Below are 18,599 nucleotides of genomic sequence, written 5' to 3'. Positions count from 1 at the left end.
TATGTCTCAGACCATGCCGACATCTGCTGAGCAAGCCAACGCTCCCTTTTATATTTATGCCCCGCCCTACCGTGAAACTTCCGGAGGTGTACGGGCGCTCTACCATCTGTGCCACTGGCTTAACCAAGCCGGTGAAGAGGCCTATGTCGTGCACCCGGAAAGCCCCAAAGGCTTGAATACACGAGTACTGACCCAGGAAATCTACCAGGGACATCGTGAAGCCGGACGCGAACCGGTGGTGATCTATCCGGAAATCATTCGCGGCAACCCGCTGCAAGCACGCCATGTGGTGCGTTATCTGCTGAATGTGCCGGGCCAGTTGTCCAATACCCCGCTGGACAAGCTGGGCTGGGCTGCCAGCGACATGATCTATACCCATGGCTGGGATATCGTACCGGAGGGCTGGTCTGCCACCCTGTTGCAAGTGCCGCTGATCGACACCCTGGTGTACAACGCGGAAGGTTGCGGTGAACGCCATGGCAAGCTGGTGTGGCTGCATCGCTATCTGGAAAAAGGCGGGGTGCCAGGCGAGGTAGTGGCCGATGCGACCGAGATTTCCTTCCGCGGCAAGATCCGCAGCCCGCGTGAGCTGGCCGAACTCTATCGCAAGGCCGAGTTGTTCTATACCTATGAGCATACGACTGGCTGCTTTGAGGCCCTGCTTTGTGGCTGCCCGGTAGTGTATTTACCCAACCCGCTGATGCTGGAAAAACCGCTGCATAGCTATCTGGGGGATGATGGTGTGGCCTGGGGCGATAGTCCGGAAGCCATCGCGCATGCCAAGGCTACCGTGCACAAGGTGCGCGAGCGTTACGAGGCCATTCACCAGGAATTTTTGCAGGAGCTGCAAGACTTCATTACCGCCACGCAAGGCCGAGTGCGTGCCAGTTCCTATGCCAATGTGGCGGTACAACTGGCCATCGGCAGCTCTGGTCGCACCGAACGCCAGCTGCCGGCCTTGCCTGTCAGTGAAAGCAAGAGCGCGCTACCCGAACAGCGACTGCGTGTTGGTGTGCTGTCAGGAGACTTTCTGGACGGTGCCTGCATGCGCTTGCGTTTGCATGATGCTTTCAGCCTGCTCAGCCCCTGGATCGATACGGCCTACTTTCCCGGCAACTCCGCTTATGGTTGCCGCCGTGAAGAGTTTGACATCGATACGTTGGTGGAATGGGCTGATGCCTTCATCATTCAGCGCGGTATTCTGAGCGAACGCAATAACGACTTCCTCAACAAGTGTTTTGCCAGCGGCAAAACCATGATTTTCGAAGCCGATGACTGGCTGCCAGGCATGCCGGCGTCCCATCACCAGTTCTATCAGTTCGATCCCTACGGACTACTGCGTTTCTGGCGTGACAAGATGCATCTGTTTGCCGCAGTTACCGCCAGTACTGAGCCACTGGCGGCACGGTTGCGCGCGCTGAATCAGAATGTCCACTTGTTGCCCAATGCCTTGTCCCTATCGCGCTATGCTGGTTTGAAGCGAGAAGCCAAGGGGGCGGATGCGCCGATCACCATCGGTTTTGCCGGCACCTCCACCCATGGCGATGACATGAAGGTGATTGGCCAGGCGCTGCTGAATATTCAGCAGAAGTATGCGCATCTGGTGCAGTTTGTGTTTTGGGGCAGTAGCCCGCAGGGGCTGGAAGGTGCGGGCAACGTCAAGGTAGTGGGCAAGTCGGTTACGTATATCGAATATCTGCAAGAACTGAACCGGCTGGAAATCGATATCGGCATTGCCCCGCTGGAAGACACCATATTCAATGAATCCAAGTCTGATCTGAAATGGCTGGAGTACACCGCAGTCGGCGCCGCTTGCGTGCTGAGCGATGTGCCAGCCTATCGTGAGGCCAAGGAACTCGGGCTGGCTGAAGTGGTGGGCAATGATACCGCCAGCTGGGATGCTGCCCTGTCGCGGCTGGTGGATGATGCCGAACGGCGTCGCCAGTTACAGGTGGCCTCTTATGATTACCTGCTGCGCTATGCCACACTGGAAAGCCAAGCATACCGCTGGGTGGAACTGCTGCGCCAGGTACTGCCAGCCTCCTTCCTGCCGACGCTGGCCAGCTATCACCCAGAGCTGCAAGCAGTGGTGCAAAATCAGCGTCTGCAACTGATGTGGCCCAATGCCTATCGTGCCTGGCAAAGCTGGGACAAACAGCACCAGTTACGTGAAATTGATGCCGAAATGATGGCGGAGCGGATGCTGCTGCAATGGAAGCAACAGCCACAATTCTTGCTGCTGATGACAGTACGTGCCAGCGAGGCGGCACAGCTGGCCAATACCATTGATGCCCTGCAACAGCAGCTATACAAGAACTGGAAGCTGATTGTGATGGCCGACTGGGAGATGCCCGACCCCATTTTCAGTGAAAACGATACCCTGGGCTGGTTGCAACTGGACACGCTGGAGGACCCGCAGTTGTTCACCATGGCGCTCAACGGCCTGCTGGGAGAAGTGCCTTCCGACTGGGTGCTGCTGCTGCCGGCCGGCACCATGCCTGCCCCGCAACTGCTACTGCGCATGGGCGACACCATTCACGCGCACCCGCAGGCACTGGCGATTTACACCGACCACGACAGCTATACCCAGCCCGAGTGTAAGGTATTGCCACAGCTGAAGCCTGACTTTGCCCTGGATTATTTGCGCGCACAGGATTATATCGGCGCTGCGGTCGCCCTGTCCTACCAGGGCCTGGCCAGTCTGGGTGGTTTCGAAGCCTATCCGGGCTGCGCGGTGTGGAATCATCTGCTGCGTCTGGCCGAGAATTATGGTTTGAATGTGGTGCAGCATATCGATGAAGTGCTGATGCATCTGCCGGTTGAGCCGCTGGGTGTGCAGCATGAGCGTGAAGCCGCACGTCGGGTGGCGCTGGAAAATCATCTGCAGCGGCTGGGCATTGCCGCCACGGTGGCGAATGGCTATGTCGACAATACCCTGCATGTGGAGTATCAGGTGACGGGGCAGCCATTGGTGTCGGTGATCATTCCCACCCGCGACAAGATGGAGTATCTGCAGCCTTGCGTGGAGAGCCTGTTTGCCCGAACCGATTATCGTCATTTCGAGCTGCTGATCATCGATAACGGCTCACAAGACCCGGATACCTTCCGCTTCTATCAAGATCTGCTGCAGGATTACCCGCAGCAGGTGCGCATTATTGATTACCCGCACGCCTTCAATTTCTCCGCCCAGTGCAATCTGGGGGTGGAGCAGGCGCGTGGCGAATACATCGTATTGCTGAATAACGATACCGAAATCATCCAGTCCGAATGGCTGGAACGCATGATCGGCATTGCCCAGCGCCCGGAAGTTGGTGCGGTGGGCATTCGTCTGGTCTACCCGGAAAGTGGCAGTATCCAGCACGCCGGCATCGTACTGGGCCTGCCTGGCGGGGTGTTGTCGGTGGCGGACCACGTATTTGAAAAGTCCGAACTGGACGCACCGGGCTATATGAACCGGCTGCTGACCGAGCAGAACTACTCAGCCGTCACGGCAGCCTGCCTGATGGTGTCTCGCGAGAAATACCTGGCGGTTGGCGGTTTTGATGCCGAGCAGCTCACCGTACTGTTCAACGATGTGGACTTCTGCCTCAAGCTGCAGCAGCAGGGCTTGCTGAATGTGTTCACGCCCTATGTCACCATGGTGCATCACCATGCCAAGAGTATCGGCAAGCTGACGTACGAGCCGGCTGTGGCGCTGGCCGCCGCCGTGCGCGAGCAGCAGGAACTGGCCGTGGTGCTCAAGCGCTGGTTGCCACAGTTGGCCAATGATCCGGCCTATAACCGCCACCTGGGCTTCCGTACCAAGGACATGGCTTTCGAGCCGACACGCGATGTGAACTGGCTGCCGCGCCAAGTGGGACGCAGCAAAGTACTCGGTCTGCCCATTCCCGGTGGTAGTGGCGAATATCGTGTATCGCTGCCTTTCCATGCTCTGCAGGAAAGCGGACGGCTGGATGTGGCGATGATCTCTCCGGAAAAGGGCGCGGCACCCTTGCTGTCGGTGGTGGAGATGGCGCGTTTCAATCCGGACGCATTGCTGATTCATACCATGCTAACGGATGGTGTGCTGTATGCAGTCAAGCAATACCGGCAATATCTGCCTGACTTGCGCCTGGTGTTCGGGCTGGATGATCTGGTCGGGGCCTTACCAGAAAAAAGCATTCTGAACAGGGTGTGGCGCAAGACCATGCCGGATGCGCGCCCGCGCCTGCGTGCCATGCTCAAGCATTTTGACACGCTGGTGGTGTCGACCGAGCCCTTGGCCGAGGCCTGCCGCGACATGATCGACGATATCCGTGTCGTACCCAACCGACTGGCACGCCATATGTGGGGTAAGGTTTCCTCCTTGCGTGGGCAAGGGAAAAAGCCACGGGTGGGCTGGGTTGGGGCGCAACAGCACCAGGGAGATCTGTCGCTGATCATTGATGTCGTCAAACAAACGGCAGATGAAGTCGAATGGGTCTTCATGGGTATGTGTCTGCCTGAGATGCGGCCATACATTGCAGAAGAACATCCCTGCGTGCCTTTCCTTGATTATCCGGAAAAAATGGCCAGCCTGAATCTGGACCTGGCGATTGCCCCGCTGGAAATTAATCCCTTCAACGAATCCAAGAGCAATCTGCGCTTGCTGGAATATGGCGTCATGGGCTGGCCGGTGATTTGTACCGATATCTATCCCTACCGCACCAATGATGCACCGGTGTGCCGAGTGCCCAATACCACCGAGGCCTGGGTAGACGCCATCCGCAGCCGGATTCAGGACCTGGAGTCGGCGTACCGGGAAGGCGATGCCCTGCGTGCCTGGGTGGATCGTCACTATTGGCTGGAAGACCATCTGGACGACTGGCAGCAAGGCTTGACTGGAGCCATCAACAAAAAATAATCGTGGGGGTACTAAAGTTTGCCAGGGGGGGGCCGATAACTAATCAAGGCCCACACTGTCGCCCCCCCGAATGCTCTAAGGAGAATCATCATGGCACTTACCGTCAACACCAATATTGCGTCGCTCACCGCACAGAACAACCTGAGCAACTCCAGCACTGCGCTCAACCTGTCCCTGCAACGCCTGTCCTCTGGCCTGCGTGTGAACAGCGCAAAAGATGATGCTGCCGGTCTGGCCATTTCGCAGACCCTGACTTCCGCCATTCGTGGTAACAACCAGGCCATCCGTAATGCCAACGACGGTACTTCCGTTGGTCAAACGGCTGAAGGTGCGTTGGGTCAGATTGGTAACAACCTGCAGCGTATCCGTGAAATCGCCACCCAGTCTGCCAACGGCTCGGTCAGCGACACTAACCGTTCGCAGCTGCAAAAAGAAGTCGACCAGCTGACCCAGGAAATTTCGCGTATCGTGCAAACTACCCAGTTTAACGGTACCAAACTGCTGTCCGGTGGTAACACCCTGACTTTCCAGGTGGGTTCGTCCGGCTCTACCGACAACACCGTATCGGTATCGGCTTCTGACCTGACCACTCAGCTGTCGTCGTACAACTCCTCGCTGACCAACACCGCTACTATCAACGTGTTGAGCCAGACTGGTGCCCAGGCACAGCTGTCGGCACTGGACGCCGACATCGGCACCGTTTCGGACATTCGCTCCACCTTTGGTGCGGTACAAAACCGTTTTGACGCCGTGGTTGCCAACCTGCAAAACTACGTGACCAACCTGACTGCCGCCAACAGCCGCATCGTGGATGTGGACTTCGCGGCGGAAACGGCCAACCTGACCAAGAACCAGATTCTGCAACAGGCCGGTACTTCCATCCTGAAACAGTCCAACTCGCTGTCGCAGTCGGCACTGACTCTGCTGCAGTAAGCTACACTGAAGCCATAAGCTGAAGAACCGGCCTCGGTTGGCATGCTAACCGGGGCCGTCTGCACAGGAGTACTTGCCATGCAAATATCATCGACAAATGGTCCCGTTCTGCCTTTGACGACCACCCCGACTGCGCGTCAGCAAAATCAGCTGATCCAGGGCAATACCGCTGATGCTACGGCCAATTCGGTCTTGCCTAACTCAACTGCCGGGGTGACCGCAGTGGGGCAAAGCCAGGCGAAAAATGCCAGCAATGACGGAACTCAGCAGAAAAAATCAGATCCATTGGAACTGCAGAATTCGGTAAAGCAGCTGAATGATGTGGCCAAGCTGTACTCCAGTCAGCTAGAGTTCTCTGTCGACAAAGACACCAATATCCAGGTCGTCAAGGTTGTCGATCAGGAAACCCAGAAAGTGATTCGGCAGATTCCCTCGGAAGATGCCATCCGCATTGCCAAGGCAATCGGTGATTTCAAGGGTTTGCTGCTCAAGGATAAAGCCTGACGGCAGTAGCATTCAGTATGTAAGGAGGTAGTGCCCTATGGCTTCCATCACGACCAGTGTCGGTTCGCTGGATGTACAGTCTATTGTCAGCCAGTTGATGACCATTGAGCAGCAGCCTCTGCAGAGCAGTCAGCAGCGTTCCAGCAAATACAATACCCAACTGAGCTCGATCGGCCAGATCAGCTCCGCCCTGTCGGCCTTGCAGAGTGCCTCCAGCAAGATGTCGACCGGTGCATTTCTGCAGCAATTCAAGGCCAGTTCCACTGATACCAGCATTGCCAATGTCACCACCACTACCGGCGGGGTGGCTGGCAGTTATGCGCTCAACGTGACGCAGTTGGCCAAGTCGCGCCAGCTGGTGTTTGACCAGTTCGCTGGCAGCGCGGTGACCGACCCCAAAGCGACCCTGAGCGGGGCGCCAACCTCGCTCACGCTCACTGTCGCTGGTAAAAATACCGTGATCAATCTGACGCCCAGTGCGACAGATACCGTTAGCCTGCAGTCCATTTCTGACCGCATCAACCAGAGCGGTGCCGGGGTGAATGCCTCGGTGGTGCAGAATAATGGCCAATACAAGCTGGTGCTGGCTTCAGCTGCTTCCGGTAGCGATAACGCCTTTTCCATTACCGCTGGTGGCACCGATTCCGGTTCGACCACCGGTTCTACTCTGGCGGGGCTGACACAAAGTGCTACGGCTGGCACGGAGTCATCCGCCGCCAGCGATGCCCTGTTGACAGTCAATGGTGTCAGCGTCTCTTCTGGCAGCAACCACCTGACTAATGTGATTTCGGGTGTCAATGTCGACATTACCAAGCTGGGCCAGTCCACTGTCACCATGACCTCGGATAGCAGCGGGATTGCTTCTTCACTGCAAGGTTTTGTCGATGCCTACAATCAGGTGAAATCTGCGGTAGACTCGGCACGTGCTGGAAGTCTGAAGGCCAATGCATCGGTACTTTCAATCCAGCAAAAGCTGACCGGCATCCTGAGTACGCCGATTCCGGGTGTTGATGCCAATTCTTCCTATGCCTACCTGTCGCAGGCCGGGATTTCAATCCAGAAGGATGGCACGCTCAAGCTGGACCAGACCGCCTTCAACAAGGCGCTCAGCGCCAATCCAAGTGCGGTGGCCAATCTGTTTGGCAATACCAGCAACACCGGTTTTGGTGATCGTCTGAGCAGCGCTGTGAATGATCTGCTCGGCCCCAATGGTGTGATTGAAACCAGCAAGACTTCCATCAATAGCCTGATTAGCTCTGAAACCAGCTATCAAACCAGCATGAGCGCCAAGCTGAGTGCGCGGCAGACTCAATATACCCAGCAATACACAGCGTTGAATGCCGTATTGTCGAAAATGCAGCAATCGACCAGTAACTTGTCCGGCCTGCTGGCTTAGGACAGAAATACACGGTAAAGAACCATGCTGAATTCCAAAATGCTCAAGCAGTTCAACAAGGCCTACGAAGATGATGCGCTTAAGGCCGCCGTCTACGGCGCCAGCCCGGTCGGCCTTGTTGTATTGCTCTATGAAGGTGCCATCAAGGCGATCAACCAGGCCGGCTATGCCATTGAGTCACAGCGTTATGACGAAAAAGCCCGGCTGGTTTCCAAGACCATCGACATCATCGATGGCCTGCGTGAGTCGCTGGATTTGCAGCAAGGCAGCGAGGCAGCAGGCAACCTGAGTGACCTCTACATCTACATGAAGCAGCGTCTGAGTATTGCCAACCTGAAGAATGATCTGGAAATCCTGGCCGAGGTACGCCGTCTGCTGGAGACCATTCTGCCTGCCTGGCAGGAACTCAATCGTTCCAGCATGTCGACCAGTACGGCCAGCAATGCCTACTGAGCCCGTCGGGCAAGTCACCATCAGGAGTCACCATGAACACTAGCATCCAGCCTGCGCAAATCGATGCCATGCTCGCGCTGCTGGCGGATGCCCTTGCCGCATGCAAGGCGCAGGATTTTGAATCGGTGACGCGCCTGGCTGCCCAGCAGGAAAGCGAACTGGCGGACCTGCTGCACCAATTGCAGCCGGTCGCGGCCAGCATTCCGGAAGAAACCCGCGCCAAACTGCACCAACTGGTGGCGCAGCGCGAGCTGCTGCAACAGCAGATGGCCGAGTGGATTGCCCGCATGCGCGAAGAAATGCAAACCGTCAGCCAGAACAGCCGTTTGCTCAAGACGTATTCTTTATAAAGGCTGGCTTGGGTTGTTGCCGGTTTCACCATACACTTAGAAAAAGTGCAGCGTGAGGTTCACATCATGTCCGGTTCGCTCTTTTTCTATATGGTCGGCTTGTTACTGCTGGGGTTGGCGGCTGCTTGCGGCTACCTCTATTGGCGTCTGCATCAGCTGGAAGGTCGGCGCGATAGCCTGACGACAATGTACCTGGATCAGCATCAGCAACAGATCAGCGCCTTGCAGCGCGATATGGCGCGGCTCATGGCCAGGCTGGAACAACAGTCGCGCAATAGTGAGCCGGCTGTGCTCAGCCCCTATAACCAGGCCATCGAAATGATCAAGCAGGGCATGCCCGCTTCCGAAGTCGCAATGCAATGCGGTATTTCGCGCAGTGAAGCCGAGCTGATCGTCTCGCTATACCGCAATAATTCCACCTCATGATTCCATCCCTGCCCCCCGCCATCAGCACTGGCACCCTGGCACCGCAAACCGTCTCCTCCGTCCGCCTGTTGCTGGAGGGGGGCAGGGCGCTGCTGGACGCCAGCGTACTGCCGGCCAAGCTGCCGCCATTGATGCTGGGCGAGCAGGTAGATGCCCAGGTCGTCGACAGCAAGGACAATGGCCAGCAGCTATCGGTGCTGATCAAGAACAGCCTGTTCAACCTGATCGTGCCGCAAGGCATGACGGTCAGTGGCAATACCCTGTCGCTGAAAGTGGCGACCCTGACCCCGACCCTCAGCTTTGCCCTGCAGGAGCAGAGCAAGGAAATGCCGCAAGATGGCTCGGTGGAAGTGCAATTGAGCCCGGCCTCCAAATACCTTACCGGCATGTTGCAGACCAGCAAGCCCGGCTTGCCTGCGACCGATCTGAGCCTGGATGCAGCCACGCAAACACCAGCCAATCTGGCACAGAACCTGAAAGACAATGTCAGTCAGAGCGGCTTGTTTTATGAGTCTCATCTCAAGGAATGGCTGGACGGCCGTCACAACCTGAGTCAGGTACAGCAGGAGCCGCAGTCGCGCCTGCTCAGCAAGCTGAATGATGATCTGGCTAGTCATGCCTCCAGCAATAATTCCACCTCCGGTAATACGCTGAGCCCCCGAACGGTGGCACCAGAACTGGCTAATCTGGTGCAGCGCCAGCTGGATATCGTGGAAAACCAGCAACTGCAGCTGAATGGCTATGCCTGGCCTGGCCAGCCCATGCAATTGCAGATTCAGCAGGAAGAAACCCAGGAACGTACCGGCAGCCTTGGTGCCGACGAGGCTGGTGTATGGAGCACTTCCTTGTCACTCAGCCTGCCGGCGCTGGGTGGCTTGTCTGCGCGGGTGCGGCTGGTGGGGCAGAACGTGCAGGTATCCTTTGTGGCGGAAGAAGACGAGGCCGGTGGCCTGATCCAGCAACATGCAGCCCAGTTGCAAAGCGGCATGGAAGCATCCGGGCTGACACTGGCCAACCTGGTGGTGAAACATGGCACAGTCTCCCAAGACTGAAGACGGCCGCAAGTCGGCAGTTGCCCTGGCCTACCGCGAAGGGCAGCGCTCACCAACCGTGGTGGCCAAGGGCTATGGCCAGCTAGCCGAGCGCATCATTGACCGGGCCAAGGATGCGGGTGTTTTCGTGCATGACTCGCCCGAGCTGGTCTCGCTGTTGATGCAGGTCGATCTGGACCGGCATATTCCCGAAGAGCTTTATCGCGCGGTGGCCGAGATTCTGGCCTTTGTCTATTTCCTGGAAAACAAGGCGACCGGTGCCGATTTCGAATTCGAATCCTGGCTGGCCGGGCGTCAGAACAAGCAGCCATCCAGCTGATGTCCCGCATGCCATCCGTGCATGGCATGCCTGCTTTATTCTCAGTGCTTACCCTTCAAACCCGCAGTTTGCGGTAATCTTATGCTTTGCCTTCGCATACAGCTGGAGTGGATATGAAAGTCGGTTATATCGGGCTGGGCATCATGGGCCTGCCTTGCGTGTTGAACCTGTTGAAAGCCGGACATGCGGTGACTGTCTGGTCGCGTCGGCCTGATAGCGCAGCGGCAGCACTGGCTGCCGGAGCCAGCTGGGCAGATAGCCCGGCACAACTGGCCGCCCAGGTGGAAGTGCTGGTGAGCAATGTCTCCGATACCGGCGATGTGGAACAGGTGCTGTTGGGCGAGCAGGGTGCTGTGCATGGTGCGCAAAAGGGCCTGGTGTGCGTGGACATGAGCACCATTTCCCCGATTGGTGCGCGTGACATTGCCGCGCGTCTGGCAGCAGCTGGCGTGGATTTTCTGGATTGCCCGGTATCCGGCGGCCAGGTGGGCGCAGTGAATGGCAGCCTGACCATCATGGTGGGCGGCAAGGCCGAGGCACTGGCCAAAGTGCGTCCGGCACTGGAGGCCATGGGCAAGACCATTACCCATATCGGTGATTCCGGTGCCGGCCAGGTGGCCAAGGCCTGCAATCAGATTGCCGTTGGCGTGGGCGTGGCTGCCGTGGCCGAGGTCATGAAGCTGGCCAAGGCCTGCGGTGTTGACCCGGCGCCGGTGCGCGAGGCCCTGTTGGGTGGCTTTGCCCAAAGCCGGGTACTGGATATCCATGGCCAGCGCATGATTGATGACAACTATGCACCCGGATTCAAAGCCCATTTGCACTGGAAAGACATGGGCATAGTGCTGGATACCGCCCGCCAGCTGGGAATCCGTCTGCCGGAAGCTGAGCGCGTCGCCGGCCTGATCGGCCAGTTGGTCGAGCAGGGCGAGGGTGAGCTGGACTCCGCGGCCATCGCCCGCTTGATCTGGCAGCAGAATTAAGCCGCTTGCCGGCCGCATGGCTAGTGCGATTCGTAACCCCGCGTCGGCGGGGTTTTTTGTCTCTGCGCTAGGCTGCTGCTTGGTATTTTGTTACCGCCCCAGCTCCGCTGGCCCGGGGTCATCATCTGGCAGCGCGGCCGTTTGCCGAGCTGTTTCCGTTTCAGTACGACACTGCCAGCTCAGTCCTGTTGCCGTTCAGCCAACCAGCGCGCGTGTGCCGCCAGATCCACCGGGCGATAGACTTCGCGTTGGCTCGCAGGGTAATGCTGCAGATCATTATCATGCCGGCCGCGGCTGGCCGGGCGCAGCGGGCGTGGGCTGAAGCCACCGCCGCAGTTGGGACAGACTTGCTGCAGCAAGGCCACACAGTCCTCGCAGAAAGTGCATTCAAATGAACAGATGCGGGCATGGGCTGCCTCGGGTGGCAGCGGCGTACGGCAATGTTCACAGTTCGGGCGAAGTTCCAGCATGCTCAGGCCTCCTGATGGTGATGACATAGCCTAGCGACCGCCTGTGCTGCTGAACAGGTCAGCCCCGGACATGATGCCGCCAAATCCGGACAGCCTTGTTGGCCGGGTAATCGTGGCCATGTCCAGCGCCCATGGCGTGCTCGGCTGTACTGCTATGCACAATCAACTCAAGAGGCCCAAGCCCGGGTTAAAGCGCCAGCAAAGGACGCTGCTGGCGGAGTCGGGTGCGATCACCCGGCACACCATCCGGCCATCACGGGGAAGGCAACTGAACGATATGCCGGTTGTGTCACTCTAACGTTGTCTGCCAACGCAGGAGGCCGCCATGGATGCCATTGATATTCTGGGCCTGATGAAAAACCACCCGCCGCCGGAGCCGGTCAGCCTGTCGGCCATTCCCTTGTTGCTGGCACAAGCGATTGCCGACATCGCGGCGAAACTGACTGTGACGGAACTGGACAAGCTGATCAGAGCCGGCGCGGCGCTGTATGCCCACGAACAGGATGTGAGCTTCAGCAGTGTCGCCGCTGACTTGCTGGCTAAGCAGCTTAACGAAGCGTCTTGACTGGCTTGGCCGGCGGCTTTTCGGTTGGCTCGGGCAGATATTGCACCATCAGTGCCAGCTGGGTCCGGTAGCCGTCTTCCTGCAGCAGCCCCAGGCGCTCGTGCCAGGTCAGGCTGTCGCCGGCATGGCGCATGCCGCCATTACCACTGAGCAGAATGGCCGCGCTGCCGCCATTGCGCTTCACCTGCTGGGCGATGGCATGCAGTATGTTGAGGTTCACATAGGGCTGATCATAATCGCTGACGCGGAGTATCCCCATGATCCGGTAGCGGTGAGGCGGGTCGCCGGCATCCCATATTTCCACGTCGTCTATCAGCCGCTTGCTGCCACCCTCCCCGTCAATCACCTTGTTGCCGTTACGATATTCGTAGGTGGTGTAGTCGGCAGTGGTGCAGGCTGCCAGGCACAGGCCTAGCGCGCATAGTGCGAGCCAGCGGGCAGTTATTGTGAATGAGAGCGGGCGCAGCGCCGAGGCTGGCAATGGTTTGAACATCAAAGACTGATCCGATGTGATGGTGGCTGCAAGCGCCGGTCTGCATGCCTGCCGGACAGGACCCGCGCGCAAGGCTGGATGGGCAGGTCTGGCGCGCAGCGCACTGTTTGCAGGCATCTTAACGCCAGCGCGAGTGCAGGTGAGGACTGACGGTCCTGCGGACGGGTAAAGAAATGCAAAACCGGCAGGCGTGCGAGTAGCCGCTTGCTTCGCGCCTTGCTCAGTCATTCCAGCAGCGCAGGCCATTGACACGCATGAAGTCCGGATTACGCAGCAGGGACTCGGCAAAGGCGTTGTTGGCAATCAGCTGCTCGCCCCGGCGCTTGAACAGTGCGCGCATCTGCAGCCCGATGGGCTGGCCATATTTCTTGAAGCTGATCAGGTACTGGATGCTGAAGCCGGGGGTAGCATTGGCAGGCAGGTCGAGCGTGGCCTGGGTGGCCGGGCTGTCCCAGCCCTTGCCGCAGTGCGTGATCAGCTCAAACAGGCTTTGTCCGTTGGCCAGACGGATTTGCTTGGAAAAATAAACCGCGGTGCGCACCTCATCCACCCACTGTTTTTTCGCCAGATTGTCGTCTTCTTCCAGTGCGATATTGCGCGGTATACGCGATTTCCTTACATCTGGGTCGGCATGAATGTACCGATAAAACCGCTGCATTTCATTGCATCCGCTACATCCACGAGCCTGCAAAAATGCCATTTCCTCACGTGCTGGCGGTGCCACGACGGCCACCGGCGGTGATGACGGGATATAAGGATCACTATTGCTGGCCGGGATGGTGTTGAGCAAATCTCCATAGCTACACCCGCCCAGACTGACGCTTACCCCTACTGCCAACACGATCCGGCGCATGACTCATTCCTTTTGTGAGAGCCGGCATTCTAGGTGGCAAGGTTAGTGGATGAATAGCATTCCAATGTAAAGATTACCGCCATGAACTGTGCCTGGCTGGCGCGAGGAGGCGATGATCGCCTGGCTAAACGTAATGAAAAAGCCCCGGCTGGCGGGGCTTCTGTTGGTTCGGTGCCACGGTGTGACACGGTATGAAAGTTTACTCGATATTCTGGATCTGCTCGCGCATCTGTTCGATCAGCACCTTCAGCTCGACCGAGGCCTGGGTAGTTTCGGTGGAAACTGATTTGGAGCCCAGGGTGTTGGCTTCGCGGTTCAGTTCCTGCATCAGGAAGTCCAGGCGCTTGCCAGTCTGGCCGCCGGTCTTGAGGATGCGATTGACTTCGCTCAGGTGGGTGGTCAGGCGGGAGAGCTCTTCGTCCACGTCGATCTTCTGGGCGAACAGGGCAAATTCCTGCTTGATGCGGTCATCCTCGACATTGCCCAGCGCTTCTTGCAGGCGGCCGGACAGCTTGTTCATATAGGCTTCCAGAATCAGCGGCAACTTGGGCTTGATGCCGGCGATGATGGTTTCCATCGAGCTGACGCGCTCTTGCAGGATGATCTTGAGCTTTTCACCTTCGCGGCCACGCGAGGCATTGAAGTCTTCCAGCGCGGTAGCCAGGCTTTGCAGGCAAAGCTGTTGCAGTACTTCCGGCGGCAGCGAGTTGCTTTTCAGGATGCCGGGCCAGCGCAGCATTTCGCCAACGGACAGCCCCTTGGCCTGCGGTGCTCGCTGTTCGACCTGGGCGGCAACCTGCAGCAGGCTGTCCAGCGCCTGGGCGTTCAGTTCCAGCGTGGAGGTGTCGGTTTCCAGCTGGTTCAGGCCTACACGGCATTCCAGCTTGCCACGGGTCACGCGAGATGACACCATCTCACGCAGCTGCGGTTCGATGACGCGCAGCTCTTCCGGCAGGCGCATCTGTACATCCAGATAGCGGTGGTTGACGGCGCGGACTTCCAGGCTGAGCAAACCGCCGGGAAAGTCTCTGCTGATGGAGGCAAAGCCTGTCATACTTAGAATCATTGTGGGTCCCCGATAGTGATGTCAGTAAAAACGATAGCGGGCCCGAATTGCTGTTGTAGCTCAATTCCGTGCCAACGAACACTATAGCAACTGCCATGTCATGACTCAATCCAGCCAACTGACTGCCTTGCCGGTAGGCTATCGCCTGGCGGAGTACACCATTGTTCGCCAGCTGTCCGTGGGCGGCTTCAGCGTCGTCTACCTGGCGCTGGACGATGCCGACCGCAAATACGCCATCAAGGAGTATCTGCCGCGCAATCTGGCCGAGCGCGATGAGGAAGGCATGGTCACGGTGCCGCACGAGCTGGACCGCGATGCCTTCAATCTGGGTTTGAAGTGCTTTTTTGAAGAAGGCCGCATTCTGGCTGAAATCAGCCACAGCAATGTAGTGCACGTGAGCAATTTTTTCCGGGCCAACCAGACCGTGTATATGGTGATGGAGTATGCCGATGGCCGCTCGCTGGGGCGCGAGCTGGAGGTGACCGGGGGCCGGATCGAAGAGCGGCGCTTGCGCAAATGGTTTGCTGCCCTGCTGTCGGGCTTGCGCGAGGTGCATTTGCACCGACTGCTGCATCTGGATATCAAGCCGGCCAATATCTACCTGCGCCGTGGCGGGCATCCGCTATTGCTGGATTTTGGTGCTGCGCGCCAGACGCTGTCGCGGCGCGACAAGCATTTCGCCTCGATGTACACGCCCGGCTTTGCCGCGCCCGAACAATACGAGAAGGACCAGCCGCTGGGGCCGTGGACCGATATCTACGCCATTGGCGCCTGTCTGTATGTCTGCATGGGCGGCCACACCCCGCAAATTGCCGAGCAACGGCGCGAAGCTGACAAGCTGGTGCCGGCAAGCAAGTTGTTCCGCCATTATTATTCCAGAGAGTTGCTTGAGTTGACGGATCAATGCCTGAACCTGGCTCCCGATGAGCGTCCTCCCAGCGTAATGGCGATTCAAAAGCGCCTGCTGGATGTCGATTACAGCGAACCCGAACCGATGCCTGAATCTGCCCTGGCCGCCAAGCGGCTGGTGGGCTGGATCAAGGGGCTGGCCGGCGGCCGTTCTTCCTGAGGAGTTGTCGATGAAACTATCCATTTTTCAGGAAAGCCGGATCGGCGGCCGCAGCTACAACCAGGACCGCCAGGTGATTGCCCATTCGCGTGAGGCGGTGATGCTGGTGGTGGCCGATGGCATGGGTGGGCATTTGCAGGGCGAGGTGGCGGCGCAGATCACCATCGATCTGATGAGCGAACTGTTTTACCAGCAAGCCACGCCCACGCTGTCGCATCCCAACCGTTTTCTGGTCAATGCCATCAGTTCGACGCATCAGGCCATTCTGGACTATGCCGCAGACCAGCGTCTGCCGGAGATCCCCAGTACCACCGTCGTGGCGGCCATCATCCAGCAGGGCATGCTGTACTGGTGCCATGTGGGTGATTCGCGGCTGTATCTGCTGGATAACAAGCAGGGCATGCGCTTGCGCTCGCGCGACCACTCCCAGGTGCAGCGGCTGATCGACCAGGGCAAGCTGACCGAAGAGGGCGCACGCACGCACCCGGAACGCAACAAGATTTATAACTGCCTGGGCGCCACCAGCGATCCGGATATCGACATCGGCGAAAAGCAGTTCCTGCAAGCCGGTGCGTCCATCGTGCTGTGCTCGGATGGGCTGTGGTCGCAGATCAGCGATAGCGAGATGGAGAAGGTGTTCATCGGCCGAGCCGTCGGACAAGTGATGCCGGCGCTGATGAATGTGGCCGAGCGCCGTGCCGGCAGTGCCGGTGACAATCTGTCTGCGGTGGCGATTACCCTGCTGGATGATGGCGCCGACATCAGCGGCAAGGCCGATGCGCTGGATACGCTGCTGACTCCACCACGGCATGCCGGACGGGTGATTCTGGACCCGAATCTGGAGCTGATGCACAAGGAAATCCTGGCCAGCCGTGTGGCAGCGCCTTCCGGCAAGCAAAGCTGAGGCCTGCGCTGCTGGCATTTTCAACCCGGCGCTGCCTTGTAGGCAGCGTTATTGTTTTCAGGCCGGTGGTGGCTGCCGAGCGCTTGTCACCTGATGCCGTTTTATATTGGAAAGAACAATGCGACCCTCACAACGCAATAGCGATGCCCTGCGCGAAATCCGCCTGACCCGTCATTACACCAAGCATGCCGAAGGTTCGGTGCTGGTGGAGTTTGGTGATACCAAAGTCATCTGCACCGCCAGTGTGGATGAATCGGTGCCGGGCTTCCTCAAGGGCAAGGGCAAGGGCTGGGTGACCGCCGAATATGGCATGCTGCCGCGCTCGACCGGCAGCCGCATGCGCCGCGAATCCGCCGCCGGCAAGCAAAGTGGCCGCACCCAGGAAATCCAGCGCCTGATCGGCCGTTCCTTGCGGGCGGTAGTGGATATGGAAAAACTGGGCGAACGGCAGATCCAGATCGATTGCGACGTCATCCAGGCCGATGGTGGCACCCGTACCGCCAGCATTACCGGTGCTTTTGTCGCCCTGCACGATGCCATCAGCGGCCTGCTGGCCCAGGGCAAGCTGAGTGAAAGCCCCTTGCGCGATTTTGTCGCCGCCATCTCGGTGGGTATTCACCAGGGTGAAGTCGTGCTGGATCTGGATTATCTGGAAGACTCCGACTGCGAAACCGACATGAATGTGGTGATGACCGGCAACGGCCGCTTTGTCGAAGTGCAGGGTACGGCCGAGGGCGAGCCGTTTTCGGAAGAGGAAATGGCCAGCATGATGCGCCTGGCCAAGCAAGGTATTGCCGAGCTGATTACCTTGCAGAAACAGGCATTGGGCGTGTAAACCAGCCACTGCACCAGCGGTGATGAAGCGAAAGGGGCCTGTTTGGCCCCTTTGTCATTTCTTGCGCTTGCCCTGCTCGATGAATTGTTGCAATTGCTGATAGAACAAGGGGCTGGCGAGCGCCATATTGTCTTCCTTGCGGCGGCGTGCCGGGCTGGGGGCCGAACTCTGAATGCCCACCAGCGTCATGCGGCCGTTGATGCGCGCCAGCATGGGCGAGCCACTATTGCCCTCCAGCGTGTCACAGCGGTGGGTCAGCCGGCCGTCCGGCAGCAGGCCGGTGGCCTGGCAATTGCTGTGCACCAGCAGATGGCTCAGATCATCCAGCGGGTAGCCGCCATTGGTGACTTTCCAGTTGGCCGCCTGCAGCTGCTGTTTCAGCGCCGCACTGTCACCGGCAAATACCGGTATCACGCCACGGCTGCGCCCCAGCGGCTGGCTTAGCCGGACAAAGGCAAAGTCGCGATTGGCGATTTTTTTCGGGATATACGTGCCATCCGGGCGGTGTTCCAGCCCGGCCAGAAAGTCCTTGTCGACCTGCACTTCGCTGATGCCGCTTTGCTCGGCATATTCATTGCCTGACAGCCCTACGGTAAAGCTGATGGCCGGATCGAAACGGCCACGCTTGTTGATGAAGCAATGGCCGGCGGTGACGACGACATCTTCGGCCACTAGCGTGGCGGTGCATACCAAGTGGCTTTTGGTTTCCAGTTGCCCCACCGGCTGCCATTGCGCGCTGTCGGGGTCGGTCTTGACGCGTTCATCCTTGCCAAAGAACAGGATGAGCTGTTCGGCCGTGGGTTTGGCCTGGGCCGGCAGCGGCAACAGGCAGAGAGACAGGCAAAGCAGGAGGATGCGCAGCATGGGATGGGCTTTCAAATGCAAACGGGGCGCCGAAGCGCCCCGAAAGTATGGCTACAGCCAACCGTAGTCAGCTGTTGATTCCATGCCGATTACTTGGCAGCGGAAGCGGCCTTCTTGGCTTTGGCTTTCTTGGCCGGAGCGGAAGCATCAGCAGCTTGAGCTTTCTGAGCGGAAGCTTCTACTTT

At 58.5% G+C, this 18,599-nt stretch carries 19 protein-coding genes; 14 read left to right on the top strand and 5 right to left on the bottom strand.

Annotation, left to right across the window (positions count from 1 at the left end; all coding sequences use genetic code 11):
* The first annotated feature begins 13 nt into the window (after positions 1-13).
* The 10 genes from EAY64_RS00095 to EAY64_RS00050 all read left to right on the top strand — a co-directional run bounded on the left by EAY64_RS00095 (position 14) and on the right by EAY64_RS00050 (position 11,295).
* Positions 14-4,882 carry a glycosyltransferase gene (locus tag EAY64_RS00095; protein ID WP_233566460.1) on the top strand — a complete coding sequence of 1,623 codons (4,869 nt, stop codon included), beginning with the start codon at positions 14-16 and terminating at the stop codon, positions 4,880-4,882.
* Positions 4,883-4,972: 90 nt separating this feature from the next.
* Positions 4,973-5,815 (top strand): flagellin N-terminal helical domain-containing protein, encoded by an 843-nt coding sequence (locus EAY64_RS00090; RefSeq protein WP_103522775.1) that lies wholly within the window; start codon positions 4,973-4,975, stop codon positions 5,813-5,815.
* 78 nt (positions 5,816-5,893) lie between these two features.
* Positions 5,894-6,319, top strand: a complete 426-nt coding sequence (locus tag EAY64_RS00085) for a flagellar protein FlaG (protein ID WP_103522774.1) — start codon at positions 5,894-5,896, stop codon at positions 6,317-6,319.
* A 37-nt stretch (positions 6,320-6,356) separates the two neighbouring features.
* Entirely contained in the window at positions 6,357-7,715 is a 1,359-nt protein-coding gene (fliD, locus tag EAY64_RS00080) for a flagellar filament capping protein FliD (RefSeq protein ID WP_103522773.1), read from the top strand.
* A 24-nt stretch (positions 7,716-7,739) separates the two neighbouring features.
* Entirely contained in the window at positions 7,740-8,168 is a 429-nt protein-coding gene (gene fliS / locus EAY64_RS00075) for a flagellar export chaperone FliS (RefSeq protein WP_103522772.1), read from the top strand.
* A gap of 32 nt (positions 8,169-8,200) precedes the next feature.
* On the top strand, positions 8,201-8,518 hold the full coding sequence (gene fliT, locus EAY64_RS00070) for a flagellar protein FliT (RefSeq protein ID WP_103522771.1): 318 nt from the start codon (positions 8,201-8,203) through the stop codon (positions 8,516-8,518).
* A gap of 66 nt (positions 8,519-8,584) precedes the next feature.
* A complete protein-coding gene (locus tag EAY64_RS00065; RefSeq protein ID WP_103522770.1) occupies positions 8,585-8,944 on the top strand; it encodes a DUF2802 domain-containing protein in 360 nt (119 codons plus the stop codon).
* Positions 8,941-9,996: a flagellar hook-length control protein FliK gene (gene fliK / locus EAY64_RS00060; protein ID WP_103522769.1), complete on the top strand. Its 1,056-nt coding sequence runs from the start codon at positions 8,941-8,943 to the stop codon at positions 9,994-9,996. The genes EAY64_RS00065 and fliK overlap by 4 nt, the downstream gene beginning before the upstream one ends.
* Positions 9,974-10,315, top strand: a complete 342-nt coding sequence (locus tag EAY64_RS00055) for an EscU/YscU/HrcU family type III secretion system export apparatus switch protein (RefSeq protein WP_103522768.1) — start codon at positions 9,974-9,976, stop codon at positions 10,313-10,315. Before fliK ends, EAY64_RS00055 begins: the two co-directional genes overlap by 23 nt.
* A gap of 113 nt (positions 10,316-10,428) precedes the next feature.
* Positions 10,429-11,295, top strand: coding sequence for an NAD(P)-dependent oxidoreductase (locus tag EAY64_RS00050; protein ID WP_103522767.1), 867 nt, complete (start codon positions 10,429-10,431; stop codon positions 11,293-11,295).
* A gap of 179 nt (positions 11,296-11,474) precedes the next feature.
* Here EAY64_RS00050 and EAY64_RS00045 read toward each other — a convergent pair whose 3' ends face one another.
* Entirely contained in the window at positions 11,475-11,765 is a 291-nt protein-coding gene (locus tag EAY64_RS00045) for a DUF1272 domain-containing protein (protein WP_103522766.1), read from the bottom strand.
* Positions 11,766-12,090: 325 nt separating this feature from the next.
* Here EAY64_RS00045 and EAY64_RS00040 point away from each other — a divergent pair, with 325 nt between their 5' ends.
* Positions 12,091-12,330, top strand: a complete 240-nt coding sequence (locus EAY64_RS00040; protein ID WP_103522765.1) for a hypothetical protein — start codon at positions 12,091-12,093, stop codon at positions 12,328-12,330.
* Here EAY64_RS00040 and EAY64_RS00035 read toward each other — a convergent pair.
* The 3 genes from EAY64_RS00035 to EAY64_RS00025 form a co-directional block, all read right to left on the bottom strand.
* Positions 12,314-12,823, bottom strand: coding sequence for a hypothetical protein (locus EAY64_RS00035; RefSeq protein ID WP_103522764.1), 510 nt, complete (start codon positions 12,821-12,823; stop codon positions 12,314-12,316). The genes EAY64_RS00040 and EAY64_RS00035 overlap by 17 nt on opposite strands.
* A gap of 220 nt (positions 12,824-13,043) precedes the next feature.
* Positions 13,044-13,676 (bottom strand): hypothetical protein, encoded by a 633-nt coding sequence (locus EAY64_RS00030; protein WP_147456156.1) that lies wholly within the window; start codon positions 13,674-13,676, stop codon positions 13,044-13,046.
* A gap of 199 nt (positions 13,677-13,875) precedes the next feature.
* The gene (locus tag EAY64_RS00025; protein ID WP_103522762.1) at positions 13,876-14,742 is read right to left on the bottom strand and encodes a YicC/YloC family endoribonuclease; all 867 of its coding nucleotides are present in this window, start codon (positions 14,740-14,742) and stop codon (positions 13,876-13,878) included.
* Between the two features lie 100 nt (positions 14,743-14,842).
* On the opposite strand from EAY64_RS00025, the gene EAY64_RS00020 reads away from it, so the two are divergent.
* The 3 genes from EAY64_RS00020 to rph all read left to right on the top strand — a co-directional run bounded on the left by EAY64_RS00020 (position 14,843) and on the right by rph (position 17,550).
* Positions 14,843-15,811: a serine/threonine-protein kinase gene (locus EAY64_RS00020; RefSeq protein WP_103522761.1), complete on the top strand. Its 969-nt coding sequence runs from the start codon at positions 14,843-14,845 to the stop codon at positions 15,809-15,811.
* Positions 15,812-15,821: 10 nt separating this feature from the next.
* Complete coding sequence (locus tag EAY64_RS00015) at positions 15,822-16,715, top strand: PP2C family protein-serine/threonine phosphatase (RefSeq protein WP_103522760.1); 894 nt, start codon at positions 15,822-15,824, stop codon at positions 16,713-16,715.
* Between the two features lie 118 nt (positions 16,716-16,833).
* On the top strand, positions 16,834-17,550 hold the full coding sequence (gene rph / locus EAY64_RS00010; protein ID WP_103522759.1) for a ribonuclease PH: 717 nt from the start codon (positions 16,834-16,836) through the stop codon (positions 17,548-17,550).
* A 54-nt stretch (positions 17,551-17,604) separates the two neighbouring features.
* On the opposite strand, the gene EAY64_RS00005 is transcribed toward rph, so the two are convergent.
* Positions 17,605-18,414, bottom strand: a complete 810-nt coding sequence (locus tag EAY64_RS00005) for a trypsin-like serine peptidase (protein ID WP_103522758.1) — start codon at positions 18,412-18,414, stop codon at positions 17,605-17,607.
* Positions 18,415-18,599 lie beyond the last annotated feature (185 nt).

The organism is Aquitalea palustris (genome assembly GCF_003693445.1).
GTDB classification, from domain to species: Bacteria; Pseudomonadota; Gammaproteobacteria; order Burkholderiales; family Chromobacteriaceae; genus Aquitalea; species Aquitalea palustris.
The sequence above is the reverse complement of the archived record's forward strand: the minus strand, read 5'-3'. Positions and strand labels throughout refer to the sequence as shown.

What these genes read in the sequence shown, in the direction of transcription:
- EAY64_RS00095 (WP_233566460.1), top strand. Translation starts at nt 14, where the DNA reads ATGCCGACATCTGCTGAGCAAGCCAACGCTCCCTTTTATATTTATGCC.
- EAY64_RS00090 (WP_103522775.1), top strand. Translation starts at nt 4,973, where the DNA reads ATGGCACTTACCGTCAACACCAATATTGCGTCGCTCACCGCACAGAAC.
- EAY64_RS00085 (WP_103522774.1), top strand. Translation starts at nt 5,894, where the DNA reads ATGCAAATATCATCGACAAATGGTCCCGTTCTGCCTTTGACGACCACC.
- fliD (WP_103522773.1), top strand. Translation starts at nt 6,357, where the DNA reads ATGGCTTCCATCACGACCAGTGTCGGTTCGCTGGATGTACAGTCTATT.
- fliS (WP_103522772.1), top strand. Translation starts at nt 7,740, where the DNA reads ATGCTGAATTCCAAAATGCTCAAGCAGTTCAACAAGGCCTACGAAGAT.
- fliT (WP_103522771.1), top strand. Translation starts at nt 8,201, where the DNA reads ATGAACACTAGCATCCAGCCTGCGCAAATCGATGCCATGCTCGCGCTG.
- EAY64_RS00065 (WP_103522770.1), top strand. Translation starts at nt 8,585, where the DNA reads ATGTCCGGTTCGCTCTTTTTCTATATGGTCGGCTTGTTACTGCTGGGG.
- fliK (WP_103522769.1), top strand. Translation starts at nt 8,941, where the DNA reads ATGATTCCATCCCTGCCCCCCGCCATCAGCACTGGCACCCTGGCACCG.
- EAY64_RS00055 (WP_103522768.1), top strand. Translation starts at nt 9,974, where the DNA reads ATGGCACAGTCTCCCAAGACTGAAGACGGCCGCAAGTCGGCAGTTGCC.
- EAY64_RS00050 (WP_103522767.1), top strand. Translation starts at nt 10,429, where the DNA reads ATGAAAGTCGGTTATATCGGGCTGGGCATCATGGGCCTGCCTTGCGTG.
- EAY64_RS00045 (WP_103522766.1), bottom strand. Translation starts at nt 11,765, where the DNA reads ATGCTGGAACTTCGCCCGAACTGTGAACATTGCCGTACGCCGCTGCCA.
- EAY64_RS00040 (WP_103522765.1), top strand. Translation starts at nt 12,091, where the DNA reads ATGGATGCCATTGATATTCTGGGCCTGATGAAAAACCACCCGCCGCCG.
- EAY64_RS00035 (WP_103522764.1), bottom strand. Translation starts at nt 12,823, where the DNA reads ATGTTCAAACCATTGCCAGCCTCGGCGCTGCGCCCGCTCTCATTCACA.
- EAY64_RS00030 (WP_147456156.1), bottom strand. Translation starts at nt 13,676, where the DNA reads ATGCGCCGGATCGTGTTGGCAGTAGGGGTAAGCGTCAGTCTGGGCGGG.
- EAY64_RS00025 (WP_103522762.1), bottom strand. Translation starts at nt 14,742, where the DNA reads ATGATTCTAAGTATGACAGGCTTTGCCTCCATCAGCAGAGACTTTCCC.
- EAY64_RS00020 (WP_103522761.1), top strand. Translation starts at nt 14,843, where the DNA reads ATGACTCAATCCAGCCAACTGACTGCCTTGCCGGTAGGCTATCGCCTG.
- EAY64_RS00015 (WP_103522760.1), top strand. Translation starts at nt 15,822, where the DNA reads ATGAAACTATCCATTTTTCAGGAAAGCCGGATCGGCGGCCGCAGCTAC.
- rph (WP_103522759.1), top strand. Translation starts at nt 16,834, where the DNA reads ATGCGACCCTCACAACGCAATAGCGATGCCCTGCGCGAAATCCGCCTG.
- EAY64_RS00005 (WP_103522758.1), bottom strand. Translation starts at nt 18,414, where the DNA reads ATGCTGCGCATCCTCCTGCTTTGCCTGTCTCTCTGCCTGTTGCCGCTG.